The sequence below is a fragment of the Streptomyces boninensis genome (assembly GCF_048572725.1).
GTDB lineage: Bacteria > Actinomycetota > Actinomycetes > Streptomycetales > Streptomycetaceae > Streptomyces > Streptomyces boninensis.
On record NZ_CP183837.1, the window covers coordinates 5,877,633 to 5,902,676 of the forward strand.

20 protein-coding genes are annotated in these 25,044 nt (G+C 72.5%); 15 read left to right on the forward strand and 5 right to left on the reverse strand.

What is annotated here, in order from left to right; translation table 11 throughout:
• The first annotated feature begins 55 nt into the window (after positions 1 to 55).
• The 7 genes from ACNNMR_RS27035 to ACNNMR_RS27065 all read left to right on the forward strand — a co-directional run bounded on the left by ACNNMR_RS27035 (position 56) and on the right by ACNNMR_RS27065 (position 11,962).
• On the forward strand, positions 56 to 1,837 hold the full coding sequence (locus ACNNMR_RS27035; RefSeq protein ID WP_419997273.1) for a serine/threonine-protein kinase: 1,782 nt from the start codon (positions 56 to 58) through the stop codon (positions 1,835 to 1,837).
• 227 nt (positions 1,838 to 2,064) lie between these two features.
• Positions 2,065 to 5,064, forward strand: a complete 3,000-nt coding sequence (locus tag ACNNMR_RS27040; protein ID WP_419997274.1) for a protein kinase — start codon at positions 2,065 to 2,067, stop codon at positions 5,062 to 5,064.
• Positions 5,064 to 5,939, forward strand: coding sequence for an aminoglycoside phosphotransferase family protein (locus tag ACNNMR_RS27045; protein WP_419997275.1), 876 nt, complete (start codon positions 5,064 to 5,066; stop codon positions 5,937 to 5,939). Before ACNNMR_RS27040 ends, ACNNMR_RS27045 begins: the two co-directional genes overlap by 1 nt.
• A gap of 64 nt (positions 5,940 to 6,003) precedes the next feature.
• The gene (locus ACNNMR_RS27050) at positions 6,004 to 7,272 is read left to right on the forward strand and encodes an APC family permease (protein WP_419997276.1); all 1,269 of its coding nucleotides are present in this window, start codon (positions 6,004 to 6,006) and stop codon (positions 7,270 to 7,272) included.
• Positions 7,269 to 8,369: a DNA glycosylase AlkZ-like family protein gene (locus ACNNMR_RS27055; RefSeq protein ID WP_419997277.1), complete on the forward strand. Its 1,101-nt coding sequence runs from the start codon at positions 7,269 to 7,271 to the stop codon at positions 8,367 to 8,369. The genes ACNNMR_RS27050 and ACNNMR_RS27055 overlap by 4 nt, the downstream gene beginning before the upstream one ends.
• Before the next feature lie 93 nt (positions 8,370 to 8,462).
• Complete coding sequence (locus ACNNMR_RS27060; protein ID WP_419997278.1) at positions 8,463 to 10,067, forward strand: succinic semialdehyde dehydrogenase; 1,605 nt, start codon at positions 8,463 to 8,465, stop codon at positions 10,065 to 10,067.
• 29 nt (positions 10,068 to 10,096) lie between these two features.
• Complete coding sequence (locus ACNNMR_RS27065; RefSeq protein ID WP_419997279.1) at positions 10,097 to 11,962, forward strand: GMC oxidoreductase; 1,866 nt, start codon at positions 10,097 to 10,099, stop codon at positions 11,960 to 11,962.
• Positions 11,963 to 12,264: 302 nt separating this feature from the next.
• On the opposite strand, the gene ACNNMR_RS27070 is transcribed toward ACNNMR_RS27065, so the two are convergent.
• Positions 12,265 to 12,588 (reverse strand): chorismate mutase, encoded by a 324-nt coding sequence (locus tag ACNNMR_RS27070; protein ID WP_419997280.1) that lies wholly within the window; start codon positions 12,586 to 12,588, stop codon positions 12,265 to 12,267.
• A 270-nt stretch (positions 12,589 to 12,858) separates the two neighbouring features.
• Between ACNNMR_RS27070 and guaA the strand changes: the two genes are divergently transcribed.
• The 5 genes from guaA (at position 12,859) to ACNNMR_RS27095 (ending at position 18,263) form a co-directional block, all read left to right on the forward strand.
• Positions 12,859 to 14,439, forward strand: coding sequence for a glutamine-hydrolyzing GMP synthase (gene guaA / locus ACNNMR_RS27075; RefSeq protein ID WP_419997281.1), 1,581 nt, complete (start codon positions 12,859 to 12,861; stop codon positions 14,437 to 14,439).
• Between the two features lie 183 nt (positions 14,440 to 14,622).
• On the forward strand, positions 14,623 to 15,870 hold the full coding sequence (locus tag ACNNMR_RS27080; RefSeq protein ID WP_419997282.1) for a hypothetical protein: 1,248 nt from the start codon (positions 14,623 to 14,625) through the stop codon (positions 15,868 to 15,870).
• Between the two features lie 97 nt (positions 15,871 to 15,967).
• Entirely contained in the window at positions 15,968 to 16,522 is a 555-nt protein-coding gene (locus ACNNMR_RS27085) for a DoxX family protein (RefSeq protein WP_419997283.1), read from the forward strand.
• A gap of 83 nt (positions 16,523 to 16,605) precedes the next feature.
• Positions 16,606 to 17,253, forward strand: a complete 648-nt coding sequence (locus ACNNMR_RS27090; protein ID WP_419997284.1) for a hypothetical protein — start codon at positions 16,606 to 16,608, stop codon at positions 17,251 to 17,253.
• A 155-nt stretch (positions 17,254 to 17,408) separates the two neighbouring features.
• Positions 17,409 to 18,263 (forward strand): hypothetical protein, encoded by an 855-nt coding sequence (locus ACNNMR_RS27095; protein ID WP_419997285.1) that lies wholly within the window; start codon positions 17,409 to 17,411, stop codon positions 18,261 to 18,263.
• Here the strand turns inward: ACNNMR_RS27095 and ACNNMR_RS27100 are convergent.
• Together ACNNMR_RS27100 and ACNNMR_RS27105 are read right to left on the reverse strand one after the other, a co-directional pair.
• Positions 18,260 to 18,604, reverse strand: coding sequence for a hypothetical protein (locus ACNNMR_RS27100; protein WP_419997286.1), 345 nt, complete (start codon positions 18,602 to 18,604; stop codon positions 18,260 to 18,262). The genes ACNNMR_RS27095 and ACNNMR_RS27100 overlap by 4 nt on opposite strands.
• Positions 18,591 to 19,901: a PspC domain-containing protein gene (locus tag ACNNMR_RS27105; protein ID WP_419997287.1), complete on the reverse strand. Its 1,311-nt coding sequence runs from the start codon at positions 19,899 to 19,901 to the stop codon at positions 18,591 to 18,593. Before ACNNMR_RS27105 ends, ACNNMR_RS27100 begins: the two co-directional genes overlap by 14 nt.
• A gap of 143 nt (positions 19,902 to 20,044) precedes the next feature.
• On the opposite strand from ACNNMR_RS27105, the gene ACNNMR_RS27110 reads away from it, so the two are divergent.
• Positions 20,045 to 21,295, forward strand: a complete 1,251-nt coding sequence (locus ACNNMR_RS27110; protein WP_419997288.1) for a PspC domain-containing protein — start codon at positions 20,045 to 20,047, stop codon at positions 21,293 to 21,295.
• The gene (locus tag ACNNMR_RS27115; protein WP_419997289.1) at positions 21,292 to 21,996 is read left to right on the forward strand and encodes a LuxR C-terminal-related transcriptional regulator; all 705 of its coding nucleotides are present in this window, start codon (positions 21,292 to 21,294) and stop codon (positions 21,994 to 21,996) included. Before ACNNMR_RS27110 ends, ACNNMR_RS27115 begins: the two co-directional genes overlap by 4 nt.
• A gap of 61 nt (positions 21,997 to 22,057) precedes the next feature.
• On the opposite strand, the gene ACNNMR_RS27120 is transcribed toward ACNNMR_RS27115, so the two are convergent.
• The gene (locus tag ACNNMR_RS27120) at positions 22,058 to 23,104 is read right to left on the reverse strand and encodes an NlpC/P60 family protein (protein ID WP_419997290.1); all 1,047 of its coding nucleotides are present in this window, start codon (positions 23,102 to 23,104) and stop codon (positions 22,058 to 22,060) included.
• Between the two features lie 332 nt (positions 23,105 to 23,436).
• Here ACNNMR_RS27120 and ACNNMR_RS27125 point away from each other — a divergent pair, with 332 nt between their 5' ends.
• A complete protein-coding gene (locus ACNNMR_RS27125) occupies positions 23,437 to 23,790 on the forward strand; it encodes a hypothetical protein (protein WP_419997291.1) in 354 nt (117 codons plus the stop codon).
• Positions 23,791 to 23,800: 10 nt separating this feature from the next.
• On the opposite strand, the gene ACNNMR_RS27130 is transcribed toward ACNNMR_RS27125, so the two are convergent.
• Positions 23,801 to 24,961, reverse strand: a complete 1,161-nt coding sequence (locus ACNNMR_RS27130; RefSeq protein WP_419997292.1) for an NlpC/P60 family protein — start codon at positions 24,959 to 24,961, stop codon at positions 23,801 to 23,803.
• Between the last annotated feature and the right edge of the window lie 83 nt (positions 24,962 to 25,044).

The following is a 25,044-nucleotide window of genomic DNA, read 5'->3' on the forward strand; positions in this document are numbered from 1 at the left end:
GGTCCCATGGGACACAATGGAGGCTCTGCCGGGGGGCGGTTGACAGAGGGGTTTCATGGGCGGCGAAGGGGACAACGGAAAGCTGCTGGCCGGGAGATATCGGCTGGGCGAAATGCTGGGTCGCGGCGGCATGGGCACGGTCTGGCGCGCCCGGGACGAGGTGCTGGGGCGCACCGTCGCGGTCAAGGAGCTGCGCTTTCCGTCGGCTGTGGATGATGACGAGAAGCGGCGGCTCATCACGCGTACGTTGCGCGAGGCCAAGGCGATCGCCCGGATCCGGTCCACGGGGGCGGTGACGGTCTATGACGTCGTCGACGAGGACGACCGGCCGTGGATCGTGATGGAGCTCATCGAGGGCCGCTCGCTCGCCGAAGTCACCCGGGAGGACGGGCCGCTGACGCCGCGGCGGGCGGCCGAGGTCGGCATCGCCGTCCTCGATGTGCTGCGGGCCGCGCATGACCAGGGGATTCTGCACCGGGACGTGAAGCCGTCCAATGTCCTGATCTCGGAGGACGGCCGGGTCGTCCTGACGGACTTCGGCATCGCCCAGGTTGAGGGCGACCCTTCGATCACCTCCACCGGGATGCTGGTGGGCGCGCCCTCGTACATCTCACCGGAGCGGGCGCGCGGGCACCGGCCGGGTCCCGCGTCGGACCTGTGGTCGCTGGGCGGGCTGCTGTATGCCGCGGTGGAGGGCCATCCGCCGTACGACCATGGCTCGGCCATAGCGACGCTGACGGCCGTCATGACCAAGGCCTTCGATCCGCCGAAGAACGCCGGGCCGCTGAGCGAGGTCATCTACGGCCTGCTGATCAAGGACCCGGACCAGCGGCTGGACGACCGCGGCGCGCGCGCCCTGCTCGAGTACGCGGTGAACGCGCCCGAGGAGGCCGAGCCGGAGACGGCGATGGACGCCACGAAGGTGGTGCCGCTGCCGCCCGCACCGGCCGCGGAGCCGGCGGCCAAGGCCCCGGCAACGGCCCCGGCTTCGACTGAGGCCGATGCGGCTTCGGCGGCCGAGACCGCGGCGCGGCCCGCTGCCCCGGCGCGGCCCGCCGGGCCGGGGGTCGGAGAGAAGGCGGCGGCGCTGGGCGCCGAGGCCGTGCGGCGGGTCGCGGCGATGCCGCGGCGGACGCTGATGGTGATCGCGGGGGCGCTGGCGCTGGTCGTGCTCGGCACGGTCCTGGCGGTGGCGCTGAGTGGTGGCGACGACGGCAAGGACGACGGCGCCAAGGGCGGCGGCAAGCCCGCCGCCGGCGCGGGGGAGAAGAAGGAGGAAGAGCGGCAGTCCGGTTCCGGTGCCGAGGCCGACAAGAAGAAGCCCGAGGAGTCCGCCAAGCCGAGCCCGAAGCCGACCCCTTCGGCGAGCAAGGGCGGCGTGCCCGCCGGGTACAAGTCGGTGAACGTGCCGAAGTTCCACTTCTCCATCGCCATCCCCAAGGGCTGGAAGCGTACGGGGACGACCTCGGGCGGCGGCGGCGCGATCTTCAGCGAGCGCGGCGGATACCCCCGTATCCAGGTCGACTTCGGGGCCAGCCCGAAGGACGACGCGCTGGCCGCGTGGAAGGCCGCCGAGCCGAGCGTCCGCAGCTCCAGCAACGACTACCGGCGCATCAGCCTCGCGAAGACCGACTGGCGCGGCTATCCGACGGTCGCCGACTGGCAGTTCAGCCGTACGTCCAACGGGCAGAAGACGCGGGTCCTCAACCGCGGCATGAAGGTCGACGACACGCATGGTTACGCCATCATGATCACGTGTCCGGAGGGTGGCTGGGACGGATCGGAGTGCCGCACAGTGCGTGACGCCGCCTTCGCGTCGTTCAAGGTGGTGGACTGAGTCGCGGAGTGCGCCGGGGGCGGTGCTGCGGCGCGCTTCAGGCCAGTTCCCGGGAGTCCTGGCGTACGGGACTCATGGACCCGGGTGAGCACGTATGGTGATAGTCCGCGGACGGTACGCATCCGCAACGCGCGCCAATCTGACCGTATTTGACGTGCTTCCATCCAGAATAATCTTGACCACCTTCTGAAATCCGGCACACTCTGCATGCCCTGTGGGGAGGCGCTGTGGACGACTACGCGGGTCGGGTGCTCGCCGGCCGCTACCGCCTGCCGTTGCCCGCGTCCGACGAGGAGGAGCTCGTCGAGACCCGCGCGCTGGACACCGCGAGCGGCCAGGAGGTCCTGGTGCGGCAGGTGCCGCTGCCAGAGGTGGTGGACGCGGAGCTGGTCGAGGACGCGAGGTCTGTCGTGGCTGGGCGCGCCGACGACGGGGCGGACGCGGTCGTCCAGCGCGCGCTGGAGGCGGCCCGCGCGGCGGCGGCGATACCCGACCATCCGCGGCTCGACCAGGTCTTCGACGTCTTCGCGGAAGACGGCAGCCTGTGGGTGGTCAGCGAACTGGTCCCGGCCCGCCCCCTGGCCGCGCTGCTGCGCGAGCGCCCGCTGACCCCGTACCGCGGCGCGGAGGTCGCGGCCGACATCCTCACGGCGCTGCGCGCGCTGCACGCGCATGGCTGGTCGCACCGGAACATCACCCCGCGGACCGTGCTGGTCTGCGAGGACGGCCGGATCGTGCTGACCGGCCTCGCCTCGGGCGCGGCGGAGGAGGCGCTGTGCGGCTTCGACCCGCTGCCCCCTCCGCCGGGGTGGGGGGAGGCGCCGCGGCCGACCGGGAGTCCGGGGCCGCCGCCGGGGGCGGAGGGGCCTGGTGAGGGCTTGGCGGGTGGTGGCCCGGCGCTGCGCGGTGGTCCGGGTGGCGGTGGCGGTGGCGGTACGGCGCGTGACCGCGGATTGGCGCGGGGCGGTGGCCCGGCGCGTGGTGGTGGAGCCGGTGGTCCCGGAGCTGGAGGGCGCGCGCGGCGGCCGGTGGGCGCCGGTTCGGAGCAGGGCGGGGACTTAGGGCAGACGCAGGGCGGCGGGCTGCCGCGGCTGCCGGGGCTGGTGCCGGGCACGGGATTCGTAGCGGCGGCGCCGGAGGATGCGGCGGCGCGCCATGGGGCGCAGGGCGCGGGTGCTGCCGCGGGGCACGTACCGGCGCAGGAGGGCCAGGCCATGCCGCCGGGCGGCGCTGGGGCCGGGGGCGCGTACGGGAACGGCCCCGGTGGCGGGGCGCCTGGGCGGCGCCCCGGGTGGCCGGAGTCCGCGATGGGCGGCGAGGCGCAGGAGGAGCGGTCGGGGTACGTCCGCGGGCAGCCCGGCTCGGTGGCCGCCGCGATGCAGCGCTCCCGCGCCCGTGCGCGCGAGGCGGCGCGGATCGTGGCAGGGCCCACGTACGCGGACCAGGTCGAGATGACGGGGCGCCCGGCCGACGTGGGCGAGGGCGGGTCCGGTGATGACCCGGCGGGCAGATATCCGCCCGGCACGGCCGGCGGCGAGTCTGGCAGCCCGTACGACACGGGCACACATGGCGACCCCCACGACACGGGCGGTTGGAGCGCCGGTGTGCCCGGCAGTTCGCCCTACGGGACCGGTGACCACCGCGAAGCCGGGCAGGAGGCCCGCGAGCGGGGTGGGGCCGGGCCGGGGTCGGCCACGTATGGCGGCGGCCTGCCCGGGGTGCGGCCCGGGGCGTCGATAGCGGTGCCGCTGCCGGGAGGCGCGCAGGGTTCCTCCGGGCTGACGAAGGCGCCGCAGCGGGCCGCAGGCGAGGGCGGCCCGCACGCCGACATCGACCCGTACGCCGACCCGGACGGAGTCGCCGACGCGGACAGCGCCGCCGGAGGCGACGGCACCCAGCCGCACGCCTACCGCGGCCCCACCACCCGCCTCGCGGCGGATCGCGCCCGCCACGCCCGCATGACCATGATCGGCCCGGTCACCGAGCGCTGGGCGCCCGAGCAGGCCGGACCCGTCTACGAGCACTGGCAGCTCGCACCCCCCGTCGGCCCCGCCGCCGACCTGTGGGCGCTCGGCGCGCTGCTCTTCCGTGCCGTGCAGGGGCACTCCGCGTATCCCGAGGAGAACGTCAACGAGCTGGTCATGCTCGTCTGCTCCGAGCCCCCCGCCGTCGCCGAGGAGTGCGGCGCGCTGCGCCCCGTCGTCGAGTCGCTGCTGCGTCAGGACCCCACCGAGCGGCCGGACTTCGAAGAGCTCCGCGGCTGGCTGCGGTCGCTCATCCGCACCGCCCCCGAGCCGGACATCGGCTCCCGCACGGTCACCGTCCCCACCGTCGGCCCGGGCCGCCGCCCCGGCTCCGCCCTCGGCCCCGGCCGCTCCGACCCCCGCCGCCTCCCGGTCCTGCGCCGCCGCGGCGAACTGGTGCGCCGCCGCCGTACCGAAGCCCCCGTGCCGCTGCACGGCAAGCACCGGCGCGGCGGCCGCGAGCGCGAGAAGAAGCGCACCCGCGGCCCGCGCAGCCTCGGCCGTACGCTCATCGGCCTCGTCTTCCTGGCGATGGCGGCGCTGATCACGTACGCCGTGGTGTTCATGCCGAAGTCCGGCGAGAACGGCTCCGCCGGCGAGCAGCGCCGCGGCGCGCTCGGCGGGGCGCGCGAGTCCGCGTCCGCGCAGGAGCCGGCGGCCCCGGCGCCCGACGAGGACAAGCGCGAGCAGGGCGAAGGCGGCGGCAAGAGCGTCCAGTCACCCGCCCGCCCCGACCCCGCCGACCTCCCCAAGGGCTTCGAGCTGCGCAAGGACCGCGCCGGCTTCGAGCTCGCCGTCGACAAGGACTGGCGCCGCCTCGGGCAGAACGACCGCGGCCAGGTCAGGTATATCGGCGGCGACTACGAGCTGGTGGTGGTCCCCGGCCGGGACACGGTCAAGAAGTACGGCAAGGACCCGATGGCGTACCAGCAGGACCGGGAGCCGGAGCTGGCGGCGTACCGGGAATCCTCCGACTGGTCCACCGCATCCGGCCTGCGCCGCATCGACGTGGGCGAACGGGCCCTCGCGGTCGGCGAGTTCACCTGGAAGGACAGCAGCGGCCGGGCCGTATACGCGCGCAACGCGGCGATGATCCTCGACGGCCGCTACCACGTCGTCCAGGTCCTCGGCCCCGAGTCCGAACGCAAGGAAATTTCCGTGCTGTTCGAGCAGGCGACGAATACGTATCGCAAGATCGGGTGATGCGCCCGCACATTGACGTCGCCCTCGTGCGACGACTCGTCGACACCCAGTTCCCGCAGTGGGCCGAGCTCCCGCTGCGGCGCGTCGAGCCGGCCGGCTCCGACCACGTCATCCACCGGCTGGGCGAGGACCTTTCCGTACGGCTGCCGCGGCACGCCGGGGCCATCGGGCAGGCCAGGAAGGAGTACGAGTGGCTGCCGCGGCTCGCGCCGCACCTGCCGCTCGACATCCCGGTGCCGGTGGCGGTCGGGGAGCCGGACCTCGGGTATCCCTGGCCGTGGGCCGTCACGCGCTGGCTGGACGGCGAGGTGGCGACCGTCGAGGCCCTCGAAGGGTCGGCGGAGACGGCCGTGGAGCTGGCGGAATTCCTGGTCGCGCTGCAGCAGTTCGCCCCCGAGCGGGTGCGCGAGCTCGTCGGCCGTACGGATCTCGGCTACGGCTCACTCGCCGGGCGGGACGCCTCGACGCGCGTCGCGATCGAGCAGGTCAGCGGCGCCTTCGACGCGGGTGCGCTGCGGGAGTTGTGGGAGGCGGCGCTGGGCGCGGAGGGGTGGGGGCGGGCGCCGGTGTGGTTCCACGGCGACTTCCACACCGGGAATCTGCTGACCAAGGGCCCGCGCCTCAGCGCCGTCATCGACTTCGGCGGTCTTGGCGTCGGGGATCCGGCGTGCGATCTGATGATGGCGTACACGCTGATGTCGGGTCCGAGCCGGGCGGCCTTCCGGGCGGTGCTCGATGTGGATGACGCGACGTGGCTGCGGGGCCGTGGGTGGGCGCTGACGACGGGGCTGAGCGCGTATACGGCGTACGCCGCCGGCAGCCCGCGCATTGCCGCGGCGACGACGCGGCAGATCACCGAGGCGCTGGTGGGCTGACCGGCTGCGGCTCCGTAGGATCCAGCCAGGGAAGACCCCCGCGCACGGGAAGGAGGCGCCCGAGGTGAGCTCACCGCCCGCACCATCCCTCGCCCGCCGCCTCGACCTCGGCGACGCCGTCGTCATCGGGCTCGGCTCCATGATCGGCGCGGGCATCTTCGCCGCCCTCGCCCCCGCCGCCCGCGCGGCCGCCTCCGGCGCCGGACTGCTCGCCGGCCTCGCCGTCGCCGCCGTCGTGGCGTACTGCAACGCCACCTCCTCGGCCCGCCTCGCCGCCCGCTACCCCGCCTCCGGCGGCACGTACGTCTACGGCCGCGAGCGCCTCGGCGACTTCTGGGGCTACCTCGCGGGCTGGGCCTTCGTCGTCGGCAAGACCGCCTCCTGCGCGGCGATGGCACTCACGGTCGGCGCGTACGCCTGGCCGGACCAGCGTCAAGCAGTCGCCGTGGGCGCCGTCGTCGCGCTCACCGCGGTCAACTACCGCGGCGTGCAGAAGTCCGCGTGGCTCACACGCGCGATCGTCGCGGCGGTCCTCGCCGTCCTCGCAGCGGTCGTCGTCACCGCACTCACTGGCGGCGCGGCCGACGCCGACCGCCTCACCGCGGGCGGCGGCGCGAGTGTGCACGGCGTGCTGCAGGCCGCCGCCCTCCTCTTCTTCGCCTTCGCCGGGTACGCCCGCATCGCCACCTTGGGCGAGGAGGTACGCGACCCCGCCCGCACCATCCCCCGCGCAATCCCGCTGGCGCTCGGCCTCACCCTGATCACGTACGCCCTGGTCGCGGTCGCCGTCCTGGCCGTCCTCGGGTCCGGCCGGCTCGCCGACGCCACCGCCCCGCTGGCGGAAGCGGCCCGCGCCTCGGGCGCGGACTGGCTGGCGCCGGTGGTACGGATCGGCGCCACGGTCGCCGCACTCGGCTCGCTGCTCGGCCTGATCCTCGGCATCTCCCGTACGACGCTGGCGATGGCCCGCGACCGGCACCTGCCGCCCGCACTGGCCGCGGTGCATCCGCGCTTCGCGGTGCCGCACCGTGCGGAGCTGGTGGTCGGCGGGGTGGTCGCGGCGGTGGCGGCGACGGTGGATGTGCGCGGGGCGATCGGCTTCAGCTCCTTCGGGGTGCTGGTCTATTACGCGATCGCGAATGCCTCGGCCTGGACGCTGGGTCCCGACGAGGGGCGCCCGCCGAGGGCGGTGCCGGTGACCGGGCTGCTGGGCTGCCTGGTGCTGGCTTTTGCGCTGCCGGTGACGTCGATTGCGGCGGGGGCGGGTGTGCTGGCAGTGGGAGTGGCGGCGTACTTGGTACGCCGGGCCTGGCGGCAGGGGAGGACGGGGTGAGGAAGGCCGCCGGGGGCGACGCGGAGCGCGGCCGCGCCCAGCCCGCGGACACCAGCCGCCGCGCTCCCACCCAGCCCGCCGACGCCGTCCGTCTCCGGGCCCGCGCGCAGCTCGTCGGCGAGGACGCCCGCGCGGCCTCACCGGCCGCCGTCCTCGACCAGGTCTTCGCGATCCAGGCCCAGGACGCCGACGCCGCGGCGCTGGGGCTGCGGGCTCGTGGCGTACGGGAGCGGGCGCAGGTCGCCGTGGCCCTGGAGGGGGAGCGGTCGGCCTTCCGCGGGTGGTTCATGCGCGGCACGCTGCACCTCGTCCCGGCCGCCGACGCCCGCTGGCTGCTCGCCCTCTACGGGCCGCGCAACATCGCCGCGAACGCCCGCCGTTACCGCGAACTCGGCCTCGACGACGCCCTCTGCGCCCGCGCCGAGCGCCTGCTCCTGAGGGCGGTCACCGACCACGGCCCCCTCACCCGCGCCGAGCTCACCGCCCGCCTCGTCAGCGGCGTCGGCATCCCGCCGAAGGGCCAGGCCGCCTTCCACCTCATCAGCCGCGCCTGCCTGTCCGGCCTGATCTGCCACGGCCCGTCGAAGGACGGCGAGCAGGCGTACGCGGCCCTCGCCGACTGGCTGCCGAAGGCCCCGGCCCCACCCGCCGACCCGGCGGCCGAGCTGGCCCGGCGCTACCAGCGCGCCTACGTCCCCGCCGACGCGGACGACTTCGCGATGTGGGCCGGGCTGCCGAAGCCGGCCGCGCGGGCCGCCTGGCGCGCCGCAGGAGCGGCCGAGCCGTCCGCTGCCTCGCCCCCGTCCGGGCCACCGCTCGCCGACGACCGGCGGCCGGGCCCTGACATCCGCCTCCTCCCCATGTACGACGGCCACTGGCTGGGCCACCGCGATCACAACCACGCCCCCAAGGCGATCCGCCCCGGCGGCGGCCTGATCCGCGCCGCCGTCATCGCGGACGGCACCGCGATCGGCACCTGGACCAGACCCGCTGGTACGGTCCAGATCGATCTCTTCGCCCAACCCCAAGCGGACACACCCGCGGCAGCGGAAATCGCCGCCGAGCAAGACGCCGTCACCCGCTTCCTCCGCCCGTAACCGAACAAACCTGCCAGCAATTGCTGGCAGATTCCGTGAAGAGTGGTTACCGGCGGGTACCCAAGCCGTCACCGGACGCCTACCCTCGGCCGTATGACGGACATGCAGGTCGAAGGCAACCCCACCGCAGCCGCCCCCACGGGCGGCACCCGCACCGCCGAGGACGTCGTCTCCCCCGACGTCGTCGCCCGGCTCACCCGCGGTGTCACCGGCTCCGGCGCCACCGCCAATCACTCGCCGTTCACCGGGGCGAAGCTCGCCGACCTCCCGGAGTCGACGCCGGAAGACGTCGCCGCCGCCTTCGAGCGCGCCCGCGAGGCGCAGCGCGCCTGGGCCGCCACTCCGGTCAGGCGTCGGGCCGCTATCGTCCTCCGCTTCCATGACCTCCTGCTGCGGCGGCAGGCCGAGGTGCTCGACCTGATCCAGTTGGAGACGGGCAAGGCCCGGCTGCACGCGCACGAGGAGGTGCAGGCCGTCGCCGTCGCCGCCCGGCACTACGGCCGCAAGGCCGCCTCATACCTCGGGCCGAAGCGGCACACCGGCGCCATCCCGACCCTCACCAAGGTCACCGAGCTGCGCCACCCGCGCGGCGTCGTCGGCCAGATCGCCCCCTGGAACTACCCCCTAGAGCTCTCCATCGGCGACGCGCTCCCCGCCCTTGTCGCGGGCAACGCCCTCGTCATGAAGCCCGACACCGAGACCGCCCTGACCGCCCTCTGGGCGCGCGAGCAGCTCATCGAGGCCGGGCTGCCGGAGGCCGTCTGGCAGGTCGTGCTCGGGGACGGCCCGGTCGTCGGCCCCGAGGTCGTACGGCACGCCGACTACGTCTCCTTCACCGGCTCCACCCGTACGGGCCGCGAGGTCGCCCAGGGCGCCGCCGCCCGCCTCGTCGGCGTCTCCCTCGAACTCGGCGGCAAGAACGCCATGCTCGTCCTCAAGGACGCCGACCTCGACAAGGCCGCCGAGGGCGCCACCCGCGCCTGCTTCTCCTCCGCGGGCCAGCTGTGCATCTCCATCGAGCGGCTGTACGTCCACGACTCGGTCGCCGACGAATTCCTGCGCCGCTTCGCCGAGAAGACGAAGGCGATGAAGCTCGGCAATCACCTCGGTTACGGGGCCGACATGGGCTCACTCGTCGGCGAGCGGCAGCTGGAGACCGTCAAGCGGCATGTACAGGAGGCCGTCGACAAGGGCGCCAAGGTGCTGGCCGGCGGGCGCGAGCGCCCGGACCTCGGCCCGTACTTCTACGAGCCCACCATCCTCGACGGCGTGCACGCGCCCATGTCCGTATGCGAGGAGGAGACCTTCGGGCCGGTCGTCTCCATCTACCGCTTCCACGACGAGGATGACGCCGTCGACCGCGCCAACGCCACCCCGTACGGCCTCAACTCCAGCGTCTGGACCAAGGACGGCCGCCGCGGGCGGGCCGTCGCGGCCCGGCTGCGCAGCGGCACGGTCAACGTCAACGAGGGCTACGCCTCCGCCTACGGCAGCGTCCAGTCTCCGATGGGCGGCATGGGCGACTCCGGGCTCGGGCGGCGGCACGGGTCCGAGGGCATCCTCAAGTACACCGAGGCGCAGACCGTCGCGCACCAGCGGCTGCTGCCGATGGCGCCGTCGATGGGCTTCACCGACGAGAAGTACGCGGCCTTCATGAGCCGCAGCCTGCGCCTGCTGAAGGCAGCCCGCTTCCGCTGAGAGGGCCATCTTTTCTCCGAGAGGACAGCATGACCGCGTACGACTACGACGTGATCGTCATCGGATCGGGCTTCGGCGGCTCGGTGTCCGCGCTGCGGCTGACGGAGAAGGGGTACAAGGTGGCCGTCCTGGAGGCCGGCCGCCGCTACACCCCGGACACGCTGCCCAAGAACTCCTGGGATCTGCGCAGTTATCTGTGGGCGCCGAAGCTCGGGTTCTACGGGATCCAGCGGATCCACCTGATGTCGAATGTCATGATCCTGGCGGGTGCCGGGGTGGGCGGCGGCTCGCTCAACTACGCCAACACCCTGTACGTGCCCCCGGAGCCGTTCTTCCGCGACCGCCAGTGGGGGCACATAACCGACTGGCAGGACGAGCTCGCCCCGTACTACGCCCAGGCCCAGCGCATGCTCGGCGCCCGCCTCACCCCGGCCATGACCCCGTCCGACGTCGAGCTGAAGGCGGCGGCGGAGCGGATGGGGTGCGGGGACACCTTCCATATGGCGCCGGTGGGCATCTTCTACGGCGACGGCAACGACGTCGAGGGCGTGAAGGCGGCGCCGGGGGAGGAGGTCCCGGACCCGTTCTTCGGCGGCGCGGGCCCGTCCCGCAAGGCCTGCACGGAGTGCGGCGAGTGCATGACGGGGTGCCGGCACGGCGCGAAGAACACCCTCACCGAGAACTACCTCTACCTCGCCGAGAAGGCGGGCGCCGTCATCAAGCCGATGACGACGGTGACGGAGCTGGCCGAGCACCCCGACGGCGGCTACGCCGTCACCACCGCCCCGACCGACAAGCGGGGGCGCGGCAAGCGCACCACGCTCCGGGCGGAGAAGGTGGTCGTCGCGGCCGGCACGTACGGCACGCAGACCCTGCTGCACACCATGCGCGACACCGGCCGGCTGCCGCGCCTGTCGGCGAAGCTCGGCGAGCTGACCCGCACCAACTCCGAGGCGCTGACCGGCGCCTTCACCTTCCCCCGCGGCTGGCGCAAGCTGCGCGGCAAGGACGAGAAGCTCGACTTCACCAGGGGCGCGGCGATCACCTCATCGATCCACCCGAATGCCTATACGCACATCGAGCCGGTCCGCTACGGCAAGGGCTCCAACCTGATGGCCCTGATGTGCATCCCGGGCTACCACAAGCGCAAGACCGCCGCCGGCCGCGCGCTCTCCGGCATCTTCCGCGGCTACCTGCGCCACCCCCTGGCCGTGCTGCGCATCCTCGGCAGCAACAAGTGGTCGGAGCGCACGATCATCGCGCTGGTCATGCAGACCAAGGACAACTCCCTCAACACCAGCCGCAAGAAGCGCGGCCTCGGCAAGGGCCTGCTCACCGCCGAACAGGGCCACGGCGAGCCCAACCCGGTGCACATCCCGGAGGGCGCGGCGGCCGCACAGGAACTGGCCGACGCGATCGGCGGCGTCGCCGGCACCAACATCGGCGAGATCATGAACTCCCCCCTCACCGCCCACTTCCTCGGCGGCTGCCCGATCAGCGACGCGGCGGACGGCGGCGTCATCGACCCGTACCAGCGCGTGTGGGGCCACCCGGGCATCTCGGTGGTGGACGGCTCGGCGGTCTCGGCGAACCTGGGCGTGAACCCGTCCCTGACGATCACGGCACAGGCGGAGCGGGTGATGTCGCTGTGGCCGAACAAGGGCGAGACGGACGGGCGGCCGGAGCAGGGGGCGGCGTACGAGCGGCTGGCGCCGGTGGCCCCGGTGAATCCGGCGGTGCCGAAGGAGGCGCATGGGGCGCTGCGGCTGCCGGTGCTTCCGATCCCGGCGGTGCCGGCGAAGGCGGATGCAAAGCTGGGCGGCGCGGAGAAGGCCGATGCAAAGCTGGGCGGCTCGGCGCAGACCGAGCCCAAATCAAGCCCGTCCGGCGCTTGAGGACGAGCGCCGCAGGCGCGATATCCGCGCGAAGCGCGGTCGCTCTTCGGGCGTCCCCGAAGCGCGACCGCGCTATTGCGATGACCGGGCTGCTGTCCCCTGCTGACCGGTCACCTGGGGGGCGAGGTCCCACGACGCGCACCGCCGGGATGAGCTCAGCCGACGCGCCTCATCGCCCCTCGGGCCCGCCCGCCCTCGCACTGGGCAGGGCCGGCACGGACATCGGGTCCAACGAAGCCACCCCCACCCGGTAACGGGCTCCGGCCCAGCGCAACCGTCACGCCCCACGGCGCGCGCCGCCGTCATACGCGCCCGCGGCACAGCTCCAGCAGCGTCATGGCCAGCGAGGTCCCGGGCCGCCCGAGCTCATCGCGGTACGCGCTGAGGATCTCCATCTCGCGGGAGAGGTTCACCCGGCGGCCGCCGGAGGTGATGCGGGCCTGCTGGATGGCGGCCGAGACCTCCATGCGTTCCTGTACGAGCGCGATGATCCGCCGGTCGAGATCATCGATCCGCTCCCGTGCGCCGGTGATCGCTTCCGCCGCCTCCCCGGTACGGGCGCCGGTCTTCTCGGTCTCGGTCCTGGTCTTCCCGGTCCCGGACTTCTCCGCTGCGGTGATGCTCATCTCGTATCTCCTGGGTCTCGTAAGCCCTGGAGCCGGTGGCCCGGTGCGGGAAACGCGAGGCGCCCCGGGCCTTTGCCGGCCCGGGGCGCCTTCGGAAGTCGCGTTAAGTGGATCTACGCAGCACGACCATGGCAGCCGGACGGGCCGGTGCCATAGGTAAACAGGAAGCTGCGCTTGATCACGTGCCAAGTATGCCACGGCGAATCGCACTGCCGCGCCCCGATAGAATCGGAGGCACCTCCAATCCACACCCGCCGGAAGGCTGCCGCCGTGGCTTCAGCGTCCCCCGAGACCCCCGACACCGTTCTCGTCGTCGACTTCGGCGCCCAGTACGCGCAGCTCATCGCCCGCCGCGTGCGCGAGGCGCGGATCTACAGCGAGATCGTCCCGTCCACCATGCCGGTGCCCGAGATCCTCGCGAAGAACCCCGCGGCGATCATCCTCTCCGGCGGCCCCTCCTCCGTGTACGCGGAAGGCGCCCCGGCCATGGACCGCGCGCTCTTCGAGGCCGGCATTCCGGTCTTCGGCATGTGCTACGGCTTCCAGCTGATGGCGCAGACCCTCGGCGGCACGGTCGACAACGACGGCAGCCGTGAGTACGGCCGTACCGAGCTGACCGTCTCCCGCCCCGACTCCACCCTCTTCGAGGGCACGCCGGGGAAGCAGGACGTGTGGATGTCGCACGGCGACGCCTGCTCGGCCGCCCCCGAGGGCTTCACCGTCACCGCCACCACCGCGGGCGTCCCGGTCGCCGCCTTCGAGAACGACGCCAAGCAGCTCTACGGCGTCCAGCACCACCCGGAGGTCATGCACTCCACCCACGGCCAGCAGCTCCTGGAGCACTTCCTCTACCGCGGCGCGGGCCTGAAGCCGACCTGGACCACGGCCAATGTGGTCGAGGAGTCGGTGGCCGCCATCCGCGAGCAGGTGGGGAACAAGCGCGCCATCTGCGGCCTGTCCGGCGGCGTGGACTCCGCGGTCGCCGCGGCCCTCGTCCAGAAGGCCATCGGGTCGCAGCTGACCTGCGTGTACGTCGACCACGGGCTGATGCGCCAGGGCGAGTCCGAGCAGGTCGAGAAGGACTTTGTCGCGGCCACCGGCGTGCAGCTGAAGGTCGTCGACGCCGAGGAGCGGTTCCTGGCCGCACTCGCCGGGGTCTCAGACCCCGAGGAAAAGCGGAAGATCATCGGCCGGGAATTCATCCGGGTCTTCGAGCAGGCGCAGGCGGAGATCATCGCCGAGGCGCCCGGCGACCAGCCGGTGGAATTCCTGGTGCAGGGCACCCTCTACCCGGACGTCGTCGAATCCGGCGGCGGTACGGGCACGGCCAACATCAAGTCGCACCACAATGTCGGCGGCCTGCCGGAGGACCTCGAATTCCAGCTGGTCGAGCCGCTGCGGCGGCTCTTCAAGGACGAGGTCCGGATGGCCGGCAAGGAGCTCGGCCTGCCGGACGAGATCGTCCAGCGGCAGCCGTTCCCCGGCCCGGGCCTCGGCATCCGGATCATCGGCGAGGTCACTAAGGAGCGGCTCGACCTGCTCCGCGAGGCCGACGCCATCGCCCGCGCCGAGCTGACCGCGGCAGGCCTCGACACCGAGATCTGGCAGTGCCCGGTGGTGCTGCTCGCGGACGTCCGCAGCGTCGGCGTGCAGGGCGACGGGCGTACGTACGGCCACCCGATCGTGCTGCGGCCGGTGTCGAGCGAGGACGCGATGACCGCGGACTGGACCCGGATGCCGTACGACGTGCTGGCGAAGATCTCGACCCGGATCACCAATGAGGTGGCCGATGTAAACCGCGTCGTCCTGGACGTCACCTCGAAGCCGCCGGGCACCATCGAGTGGGAGTGACTTCCCTTCCGTAACGTCAACCATGCGCCGCCGCCCGACCATTTCGGGTGGCGGCGTTTGCGTGGCCAGCGACTATGAACCTCTAAGTCAATAAATCACCGTCCAACCCGCGGACCCGCCGGACGCGATCCCGGCCGGGTGCGGCACAATTCCGTTTCATCGCATGGACAGTTCGGTATTGGCGTGGACGAGCGGGTGGGGTGGCGGGGCGACGTGGCGGTGGAGGCGATGCCCGAGGAGCAGGGAGAGCCGGGCAAGGGCGGTTCTGGCAAGGACGCCGGGCCTGCTGAGGCGTTCGCCCGGCAGCGGGACGGCTTCGCCGTGGGCGAGGGCGTGCCCGCCGGGGTCGCGCACTCCGCCGGGGCCTCCCGGCAGTGGATCTCCGACGAGCTGACCCGCTCCGCCGACGAGCTCGCCGCGAACGCGCGCGCGGCGGGCGAGGCCTGGCTGCGCGGGCTGTGGCCGCGCACCGCGATCGTCATCGGCGCCGGATACGTACTCCTCGTCCTGGTCGCGGGCCTCACCGCGATCGGCGCCGGCTGGACCGCCGCCCGCACCGCGGCCGTCGTCGCCGGGGCCGTCACTGGCGGGCTGCTCGCCGGCGCCGCCTGGCTGCACCGGGAGCGCGGCGGGGTGATCGCCCCGCTGGTCGGCGAGGACGGCCGGCTGTCCACGTCGCGGGCGGTGGCCGGAGGCTGGGTGGTCTTCGCCGCCTTCGCCGTGCTGCAGGCGGGCTTCGCGCGCGCCTTCGGGGTGTCGGACGCCGGGGGCGGCGCCCTCGGCGGGCTCGTCCTCGTCCTCGCCGTGACCTGCGGCGTCGCCGTGCTGGCGCGTGGCGTGGTGGCCGTACGGCTGCGGGAGCACCACCTGCAGAAGGTGGCCGCCGACCGCCCCCGCGCCGCCGACCTGCTCACCGACGACTCCGGGCGCGGCAGCTTCGCTGACACCCAGTACGCGCTCGTCTCCTTCGCCGTCCTCGTCTACGCCGCCGTCGCCCTCGGCCGCACCCCCGCCGAGCCGCCGCATGTGCCGTGGGGGCTCGCGGGCCTGGTGTGCGTCGGCGCGATCGCGTACCTGGTCGGGAAGGCCATGGAGGGCGGGCGGCCCAAGGTGCTCTCGGTGGTGCGCGCCCGGGAGGCCGGCGATCTGCACGCGCCGGTCCGTAACGGCGACGACATCGAGGTCCGCGGCACCGCCTTCGTCCCGCCCGGCTCAGACGCGCCCGAGCAGCTGGCGCGCACGGTCGTACGGATCGGCGGGGTGGACGTCCACGTGCCGCTGATCCCCGTCGCGGGCGGCTTCGCGAACCCGTCGGACACCCGGCTGACCGTCCCGGTCCCGGCGGAGGTGGAGCCGGGCCGGGTGAAGGTCATGGTGATCACGGCCGCCGGGGCCCGGTCCAATGCGGTGGAACTGGACATCGTCGACTGACCCGCCGCTGAACGCTCCCGCGCCGGTCTTACGTACCCCTCCTTGCAGACGAAACAATGTTCCTAGCGGGACGGCGGCGACGGGAGGCGGGACGAGCATGACCCATGCGGATCGGACCATTGGCTCCGGACCTATCGGGGGCGACCAGCTCCCCGGGACCGGCCGCGGCGGCGGGCTGCGCGGCACCGCCGGGCAATACGCGCTGCTGCCGCTGCGCCTCTTCCTCGGCATCACCTTCATCTACGCCGGGCTCGACAAGCTCACCGACAAGGCGTTCCTCGACGAGCGCGGCCCCGGCTCGCTCGCCGAGCAGCTCAACAACATCGAGAAGACCGCCGCCATCCAGGGCATGATCGACCTCGCCCAGAAGAACCCGCAGGCGGTCGGCTGGATGATCCTCCTCGGCGAGCTGGCGGTGGGCCTCGGCACCCTCTTCGGGCTGCTCGCCCGGGTGGCCGCGACCGGCGGCGCGCTGATCTCGCTGTCGCTTTGGCTGACGGTGAGCTGGGCGGTGGAGCCGTACTACTACGGCAATGACCTCATCTATCTGATGGCCTGGCTGCCGCTGATTCTGGCGGGGGCGCCTTATCTGTCACTCGATGCGCTGCTACGGGGGCGGCGACGGCGATACGGACAGCAGCTCTTCGGTTAACGGGATCGTCAGCGGGACCCCCTTGCCGCTCGTCCGTACGCCATAACTAGACTCCGGCGAGCGCGACGAAAGATGCAAGGCAAGTGAGGAACCGCAGCTTGATGGCAAAGTACGTATACCGAGTGGCGGCTGCGGCGGCCCTTGCGGCCGTGTCTCTTACGGCTTGCGGGGGCGGGTCGGACAGTGGGAGCGGGAAGATCGAGGGCGCCAAGGACACGCCCGATAAGCCGAAGGCTTCGGCCTCTGCCGTGCCGCAGGGCGATCTCATCGACCTCCCCGATGACGCCAAGGTCGAGGTCGCGGCGGACAAGACCGGCGACAAGAAGAAGGACGCGGTGCTGGCCGCCCAGGCGGACATTCTGACGGCCCAGTACCAGCTCTTCACCGACCTTGACCCGAAATCGCCGTTGATCCCCCGGTACATCGCGCCGAGCCTGCAGCAGAACATGATGACGCAGGTCAGCGACGCCAAGCGGGAAAACTGGACCGTGACGGGCAAGGTCAGGTACTACGACCGGAAGGTGAAGTACCTCACTGCCAACGCAGCCGAGATCAGCTACTGCGAGGACCAGTCGAAGTCCTTTTCCAAGAGCACCAAGACGCACAAGGTGAAGCGCACGCCGACGACTGCCAAGAGCTTTGTCGCGTTCTACTCGGTGTTGGAGAAGAACAAGAACGGACAGTGGCAGGTCAGCATGTACGAGGGAAAGCCGGCCGCGAAATGCCGGTAAATTCCTTCTGCCGCGGGCTTCTTGTGCTGTCGGCGGCCGCAATACCCGTGCTCGGATCGGCGCAGAGCGCATGGGCCGACGACCCCCGGTCGAAAGGCGGAGCGTCGCAGGAAGATGCCGAAGGCAACAGCCATGGCAACACCATTGCTGCGCAGGTGCAGTTGGACACGTCGCACAACGGCCGCGCCGGAGCGGCGCCCGCCGAATCGGTGTCGGCTGACTGGCCGCCGCCGCTGTGCTGGATGCAGCCCAAGTACTCCGGAAAGCAATACAAGCAGGAGCAGTTGGGTAAGGGCGGCGACCACCCCAACAACCCTGATCTGGTCTCGGAACGGACCAAGAAGCGCGACTTTCACGAGGGTGAAAAGGGCGCCTGGTGGTTCCTGACCTTCGACGTCGATCGCATGCGCTCGGGGACGCTCAAGCCGGGGGCGGCGGCGGACTGCAGGGCCGAGCACACGGAGACCGAGGAATGGGTGCCGTACCAGGCCCCCAAGCCCCAGGACGCCATCTCCCCCCTCGTCCTCTCCGGCCAGGCCTTCAAGGCCCTGAAGCTCCCGGCCCCGCCGGTGAAGCTCAACCCCTCCCCGGGCCGGCAGAAGGTCAACCTGCCGGTGCAGGTGAAGTTCGACGCCCCCCTGACCCGGCACTGGGTGACCGCCAGCTTCCAGTCACAGGGTGTGGATATCGCCGCGACCACGGTGGCCACCCCGACGGCGCTGCGGATCGACGCCGGCACCTCGGACGCCGACCCGCAGTCCTGCACGTACAAGCTGGCCAAGAGCGGCGACGGCTACCAGGTCGACTCGTCGAAGTCGGACTGCAACATCGCCTACCAGCGGGCCTCGGGCGACGGCACGTACCCGCTCCAGGCCCAGGTCCAGTGGAAGGTGAAGTGGACGGCCACGGACGACCCTGCCGGCCCGGAGCAGAACCCGGCGCTGCCCGACGCGCTGTCGACGCAGGAAGTCCCGGTCACGGTGAAGGAAATCCAGACGGTGACGCGCTAGCTGTCGCGGGGCCGTTCCCCGCCCCGCGGCGGCGCGTCTTCGCCGAGATGCTCGTACGCCCCGCGCAGCGTGTCCATCGGCATCCCCGGCAGCGCCTCGGGCCCGGGCCCGAGATCGCGGGCCGCCGCCGCGTCCGCCGCCCGCCGCCGCGTGCGGCCCGTGGCGTACGAGATCGCGGCCACCAGGCCCGCGAGGCCGAGGCCCATGACCACGCACAGGGGGAGCAGCCACCAGTACGGGAGGGACAGCCCGCCCTCGGCGCTGGACACGTACAGGATGGCCGCGGTGATCAGGACGAGGCCCGCCAAGAGCTTGGCGGGCTCGAACTCATGGCGTCGCACGGTCCACCTCCAGCTGTCCCACGCCGACTTCCAGGTCGAGGGTCAGCGTGCCACGCGGCTTGCCGCCGTCGCGCGGGTGGATCGTGAGTTTTTCGTTCTGGTCCGGCCTGACCTCGATGTTCTTATCGGGGTCCAGCGGCAGTTGGAGGTCGCCGACGCCGACGTCGGCGCGCATCGCGACCTCCATGTCGTCGGGCACGATCACGTGCAGGCGCCCGGCGCCGACCTCGGCCCTGATGTCGGGCACGGACTCGCCCTTCTTCAGCTTCAGCCCGGACAGGTCGAGCCGCGCCTCGCCGGTGCCGACCTCGTACTGCTCGTGCACCTCCGCAGCCGTGGTCGGGCTCCAGGTCCGCTGCAGCCACTCCGCCTGCACGCCGTTCGGCAGCGCCAGCGCGCCGGCCAGCAGGGCTGTGGTGATCAGCGACCAGACGACGGTGCCGCCGCCGGTGCGCCCGTACCAGGCGCTGACGACGAAGCCGAGGCCGAAGACGCCGAGCGCGGCGGCGAGGCCGATGGCGACCGCGGTGGTCTGCGGCTCCGACTCCCAGGCGATCGCGCCGGAGCCGAAGCCGACCAGCAGCGCCGCGAGGAAGGTCCAGCCGCCGATGCCTGCCGGTCCGCGGTCGGCGCTGCGCGCCTGGCGGAGCTTGGCGAAGGACGGCCACTTGGACGCGGTGCTGCCCGGGGCGTCGTCGTCCGGGCCCCACAGATAGCCGGTGGTGCCGTCCTTGGTCAGGGGGTCGCGCCACCACGACGGCGACTTCGGTACGGGCGGCGGCGCGGTCTCGGGGGGCGCGTCGGCGACCGCGTGGGCGGTGGCCTCGTCGGTGGGGATCTCGCCGGTCTCGGTCTCGCGGCGGTGCCGCGACCAATAGGCGGCGCCCGCGGTGACCAGCGCCAGCATGGCGGCGAAGGTGAGCACGCCGCCGCGGTGCAGCATCGACAGGAAGAGCCCGCAGCCGACCACCATGAACAGCAGCGCGGTCAGCGCCTGCCCCTCCACCCGGCCGGACAGCAGCCTGCGCACCTCGTTCTCCGGCTGGCTCTCCAGCGGCAGCGCCAGCCAGAGGATCCCGTACGCGACGAGCCCAAGACCGCCGGTGATCGCGAGGACACCGAAGACCACCCGGAAGATCACCGGGTCCAGGTCGTAGTAGCGGCCGAGGCCGCCGCAGACGCCGCCGATGGTCCGGTTCGGGGCGCGCCGCCGCTCAAGCCTGGCGGGTGCCTCCCCGGCCGGGCTTGCGGCTTCGGTCGCGTCCTCGGCGGGCGCCGACGGCGGAGTGCTGCTCATGCCCTCTATGGTGAGGCAGCGGACGGGCGGACGGTATCGGCCATGACCCGGACGCGTCCCTGACTTTGCCCCGGGTGTCTCAGGGGCGCTTAAGGGCTCAGCCCTGATGCCCGGACACCCCCACCCGTGTGACTATCGGTGTCATGACCGCCCCAGCCCCCGCTGCCTCCGCCGAGACCGCCCCGCGGAAGCTGTACCGCAGCGCCGACGGCCGCATGCTCGGCGGCGTGGCGCGCGGGCTCGCCGGGCACCTCGGGGTGCCGGTGTCGTGGGTGCGGATCGTCTTCATCGTGCTGTGCATGACCAATGGGCTCGGGGTGCTGCTGTACGCGGTGTTCTGGTTCGTGGTGCCGCTCGGCCTCGGCGGCGTCGAGGCGGCGGCGCCCACGGTCGCGGGCCGCAAGCGGCTGCGGCGGCCCGACCGCGGACAGGTGCTCGCGATGATCGCGATGATCATCGGGGCCGGGATCTTCCTCGGCAGCCTCGACCTCGGCCGTACGAACGCGGTCGTCTGGCCGCTGCTGCTGGTCGCCGCCGGCGTCGCGCTCGTCTGGCGGCAGGCCGACAACGCCCGCCGCGCCCACTGGGCCGAGGTCTCCCGCCGCCGCCGGCTGATCCCGTTGGCCCGCGGTGCGGCCGGAGTCGCGCTGACGCTGGCGGGCGTCTCGGCCATCTTCATCGTCCAGGGCTCCACCCGGCACCTCGCCTCGGTGCTGCAGGCGTCCCTGGCCGTGCTGGTCGGCGCGGCGCTGCTCGCCGGGCCCTGGCTCGTACGCATGGTGCAGGACCTCTCGGAGGAGCGCACGATGCGCATCCGCGCCCAGGAGCGCGCGGAGGTCGCCGCCCACGTCCACGACTCGGTGCTGCACACCCTGACCCTGATCCAGCGCAACGCGGACGACGCCGGCGAGGTGCGCAAGCTGGCCCGCGCCCAGGAGCGGGAGCTGCGGGCGTGGCTCTACAAGCCCGAGGGCACCGGCAAGGACGAGGCGGAGGAGCCGGACACCCTGGCCGCGGGCGTCCGCAAGACCGCCGCCGAGGTGGAGGACTACCACGGCGTCCCCGTCGAGGTCGTCTGCGTCGGCGACTGCGAGCTGGACGAGCGGCTCGGCGCCCAGCTCCAGGCCGCGCGCGAGGCGATGGTCAACGCCGCCAAGTACGGTGGCCAGGGCGGCCCGGTGTCGGTCTTCGCGGAGGTCGAGGGGACGACGGTCTTCATCTCCGTACGGGACCGGGGTCCTGGCTTCGACCTGGATGCGGTGCCGGGGGACAGAATGGGCGTACGCGAGTCCATCATCGGCAGGATGGAACGCAACGGCGGCACCGCCCGCCTGCGGGCCGTGCCGGACGGCGGCACGGAAGTGGAGCTCGAGATGGAGAGGGTCGGGACATGAGCGACGAGGCTGCGGCGGCTGCACCCCAGGACGAGGGACAGCGCCAGGTACGGGTCGTGCTCGTGGACGACCACCGGATGTTCAGGGCCGGGGTGCAGGCGGAGATCGGCGTCACGGAGACCACGGGCGTGGACGTGGTCGGCGAGGCCGGGGACGTGGACCAGGCCGTCAATGTCATCACGGCGACGCGGCCGGAGGTCGTGCTGCTCGACGTCCATCTGCCGGGCGGGGGCGGCGTGGAGGTGCTGCGCAGGTGTGCGGCGCTGATGGCGGACGCGGAGCGCCCGGTGCGATTCCTGGCGCTGTCGGTGTCGGATGCGGCGGAGGACGTCATCGGAGTGATCCGGGGCGGCGCGCGCGGATACGTCACCAAGACGATCACCGGCACCGACCTGGTCGGCGCGATCTTCCGGGTGTCCGACGGCGACGCGGTCTTCTCCCCGCGGCTCGCGGGCTTCGTCCTCGACGCCTTCGCGTCCACGGACGCGCCGCCGGTCGACGAGGACCTGGACCGCCTCACGCAGCGGGAGCGGGAGGTGCTGCGGCTGATCGCGCGCGGATACGCGTACAAGGAGGTCGCGAAGCAGCTGTACATCTCGGTGAAGACGGTGGAGTCGCATGTGTCGGCGGTGCTGCGGAAGCTGCAGCTGTCGAACCGGCATGAGCTGACCCGGTGGGCTACGGCGCGCAGGCTGGTCTGAGGGGGCCGGCTGGGCGGGCGGCTGCCGGTCGCGCTCGGGGGACTTGTTTCCCACCCGCCGCCTAAGCGGGCCGCACCGCCGCGGCAAACGGCATCGAGTCCACCGGCGCGAAACGCACCGGCGCCCCCGGCCGCGGGGCATGGATCATCTGCCCGCCGCCCACGTACATGCCCACGTGGCTCAGCCCGCCGTAGAAGAACACCAGATCGCCGGGCGCCAGGCCGCTGCGCGGGACCCGCGTCCCGGCATTGACCTGCGTATACGTCGTACGAGGCAGGCTCACGCCGGCATTGCGCCAGGCCGCCTGCGTCAGCCCCGAGCAGTCGAAGGCGTTGGGGCCCGTCGCGCCCCACACATACGGCTTCCCCAGCGCCCCGTACGCGAACGCCACCGCCCGCGCCGCCCGCGCATTCGGCGCCTCGACGGAACCCCGCGACACGGCTCGGCTCACGGTGCCACCGCCGTGCCCGCCATGCCCGCCGTCCCGCAGGAAGGCATCCCGCTGGTCTGCCGGAAGGGCATCGAGCAGCCGCCGCGCCTTCGCGAGCTTGCCCTCGATGGTCTTCTTGTCGCCGCGCAGCTGCGCCTGCGCGGCGGTCAGCTCGCGCACCTTCGCGGACGCCGCGCCCCGCACCCGCTCCACGGCTCGTACCCGCTCCGTCAGACCCGCCACCGCGGCGGCCTGGCGGCTGCCCGCCCGCTCGGCGAGCTCGGCCTTCTCCAGATACGAGTCGGGGTCGGAGGAGAGCGCCAGCTGCAGGGACGGGTCGACGGCGCCGCTGCGGTACTGGCGGGTGGCGAGGGAACCCAGGCGATTGCGCTCGGAGTTGAGCGCCGCGGTCTTACGGGCCGCCTCGTCGCGCAGCTGTCCCAGCGTTTTCTCGGCCTGGCCCGCCTTCTCCTTCGCGCCGTTGTACTTCTCGGTGACCTGCTCCGCCTCGTGGTAGAGCTTCTCGACCTTCGCCTTGGTCTGGGCGGGGGTCATCGGCGGCTCTGCCTGGGCAGGGCCGCCGAGGGCGGTCGCGGAGGCGGCGCCGGCCAGCGCCAGAAGGCCGGCTCCGGCCGCGCGCCGCTTGGGGCGGGGCTGCGACTTGCTGTGCGACGCCACGCGGGCGGTCACTTCCTTCCGTCCAGTCGCCGCGTCCGGCGGCGACCCGACAGGGGGGAGCGGGCCGCCGCCGGTTCCTCGGCGGGGCGACCGACTGCCGTCCTTCTGCAGCGACGGCGGTGGGGAGTCGGCCACCTGACCCGGGACGCTAAACCTGGAGGTGGGGAGGAAGGTGCCCGTTGGCGGAGACTGGTCGCCTTCCGGCCCGGCAGTGACGGATTGTGATCGCACGATCACGGCCAGCTGAGGCTTTTCCTTATTTCTGTGACCGATGCGGCGGTTGATGCGACCCCCTAGCGGGACGCCTGCTATGTGCTGGCTACGCTCCGCCCATGGACGTACTCATCAACATCTTCGTCGCCCTGCACATCATCGGCATCGCCTCGCTGCTCGGCGGCTTCCTGGTGCAGGTGAAGGCCATGCGCGCGGGGACGGGGCGGATGACCCCGCCGATGCTGCACGGCGCCCTCACCATGCTCGTCACCGGCGTCGCCCTGGTCGGCCTCAACCAGGCCGACGACCAGGAGGTCAATAACGTCAAGATCGGCGTGAAGCTGGCGCTGCTCGTGGTGATCCTGGGCCTCGTCTACGTCAAGCGCGACGACGAGAAGGTGGACGCCAAACTGCTGGGCACCGTGGGCCTGCTGACGGTGGCGAACATCTTCATCGCCACCGTCTGGACGTGACAGACCGGCTCTACAGCACCCGGGCGCCCGAGTGGAACGGCATGTAGTCGACCGACTCGTACCGCACATTGGCGCCCGGCTTCGGCGCGTGCAGCATCTGGCCGTTGCCCACGTAGATGCCGACGTGGCTGACGTCGTCGTAGAAGAAGACCATGTCGCCCGGCTTCAGATCGGCCTTGTTGGTGATCTTCGTGCCGGAGTTCACCTGGTCGTAGGTGGTGCGCGGCAGTGAGATGCCGGCCGCCTTGTACGCCTGCAGCGTGAGGCCCGAGCAGTCCCAGGAGTCCGGGCCGGTGGCGCCCCAGACGTACGGCTCGCCGAGCTGAGCCTTGGCGAAGGCCATCATCTTGTCGTAGCCGGTGGCGCCCGAGGAGCCCGACCCCGAGTCGGAGCCGCCGCCGGAGGAGCCGGAGTCCTGCTGCTGCTCCTCCTCCTTCTTCTTGCGCGCCGCCTCGGCCTTACGGGCCTCCTCCGCCTTGCGCGCCGCCTCCTCGGCCTTGCGCTTGGCCTCGGCCTCCTTCTTGCGCTCGATCGCCGCCAGCCGCGCCTTCTCCTCGGCGGTGAGCTTCGACAGCAGCTTGCGGGCCTCGGAGAGCTTGCTCTGCACCGTCGCCTTGGAGGTGCGCAGCTGCTCCTGCGACTTGGTGAGCGTCGCCAGGCTCTTCGTCGCCTCGGCGCGCTTCTTGTTGGCCGCGGTCTGCTGGGTGCGGAAGTCCTTGACGGCCTGCTGCTGGCGGCCGGTGAGCCGGTCCATCAGGTGGTTCTGCTCGAAGTACGACTGCGGGTCGTCCGCCAGCATCAGCGTCGCCTCGGGGCCGACGCCGCCATTGCGGTACTGGGCGGCGGCGTACGTGCCGAGGGTGCGGCGGGCGTCGTTGAGCTTCTGGGTGCGCTCGGCGACCTCGTCCAGCTGGTCGTTGACCGTGGTGCGCTGGGAAGCGGTGCGCTCCTTGGCGGCGTTGTACTTCTGGGTGGCGGTGCCGGCCTGGTGGTACAGCTCGTCGACCTGCTTCTTCACCTCGGTGAGGGAAGGCTTGTCGTCGGCGACGGCGTTCTGCGACAGCAGGGACACCGAGGCCAGCGCGGCCGTCGTCATGCCGACGGCGGTGCGACGACCGGAGGTGTTGGTCGACGCGAGTATTCGGGTCCGCGGCTTACGGTGCGCAGCCAAGGCTCGCCACTCCTTCCGTGAGCCGCCGGCGAGGTGGGGGTTCCGGCGGGGCGGTCCGCGGCCGGCGGGTGCCGGCGGGGGGA

What these genes read in the sequence shown, in the direction of transcription:
- ACNNMR_RS27045 (WP_419997275.1), top strand. Translation starts at nt 5,064, where the DNA reads ATGCGCCCGCACATTGACGTCGCCCTCGTGCGACGACTCGTCGACACC.
- ACNNMR_RS27035 (WP_419997273.1), top strand. Translation starts at nt 56, where the DNA reads ATGGGCGGCGAAGGGGACAACGGAAAGCTGCTGGCCGGGAGATATCGG.
- ACNNMR_RS27060 (WP_419997278.1), top strand. Translation starts at nt 8,463, where the DNA reads ATGACGGACATGCAGGTCGAAGGCAACCCCACCGCAGCCGCCCCCACG.
- ACNNMR_RS27125 (WP_419997291.1), top strand. Translation starts at nt 23,437, where the DNA reads ATGGACGTACTCATCAACATCTTCGTCGCCCTGCACATCATCGGCATC.
- ACNNMR_RS27105 (WP_419997287.1), bottom strand. Translation starts at nt 19,901, where the DNA reads ATGAGCAGCACTCCGCCGTCGGCGCCCGCCGAGGACGCGACCGAAGCC.
- ACNNMR_RS27115 (WP_419997289.1), top strand. Translation starts at nt 21,292, where the DNA reads ATGAGCGACGAGGCTGCGGCGGCTGCACCCCAGGACGAGGGACAGCGC.
- ACNNMR_RS27065 (WP_419997279.1), top strand. Translation starts at nt 10,097, where the DNA reads ATGACCGCGTACGACTACGACGTGATCGTCATCGGATCGGGCTTCGGC.
- ACNNMR_RS27070 (WP_419997280.1), bottom strand. Translation starts at nt 12,588, where the DNA reads ATGAGCATCACCGCAGCGGAGAAGTCCGGGACCGGGAAGACCAGGACC.
- ACNNMR_RS27085 (WP_419997283.1), top strand. Translation starts at nt 15,968, where the DNA reads ATGACCCATGCGGATCGGACCATTGGCTCCGGACCTATCGGGGGCGAC.
- ACNNMR_RS27110 (WP_419997288.1), top strand. Translation starts at nt 20,045, where the DNA reads ATGACCGCCCCAGCCCCCGCTGCCTCCGCCGAGACCGCCCCGCGGAAG.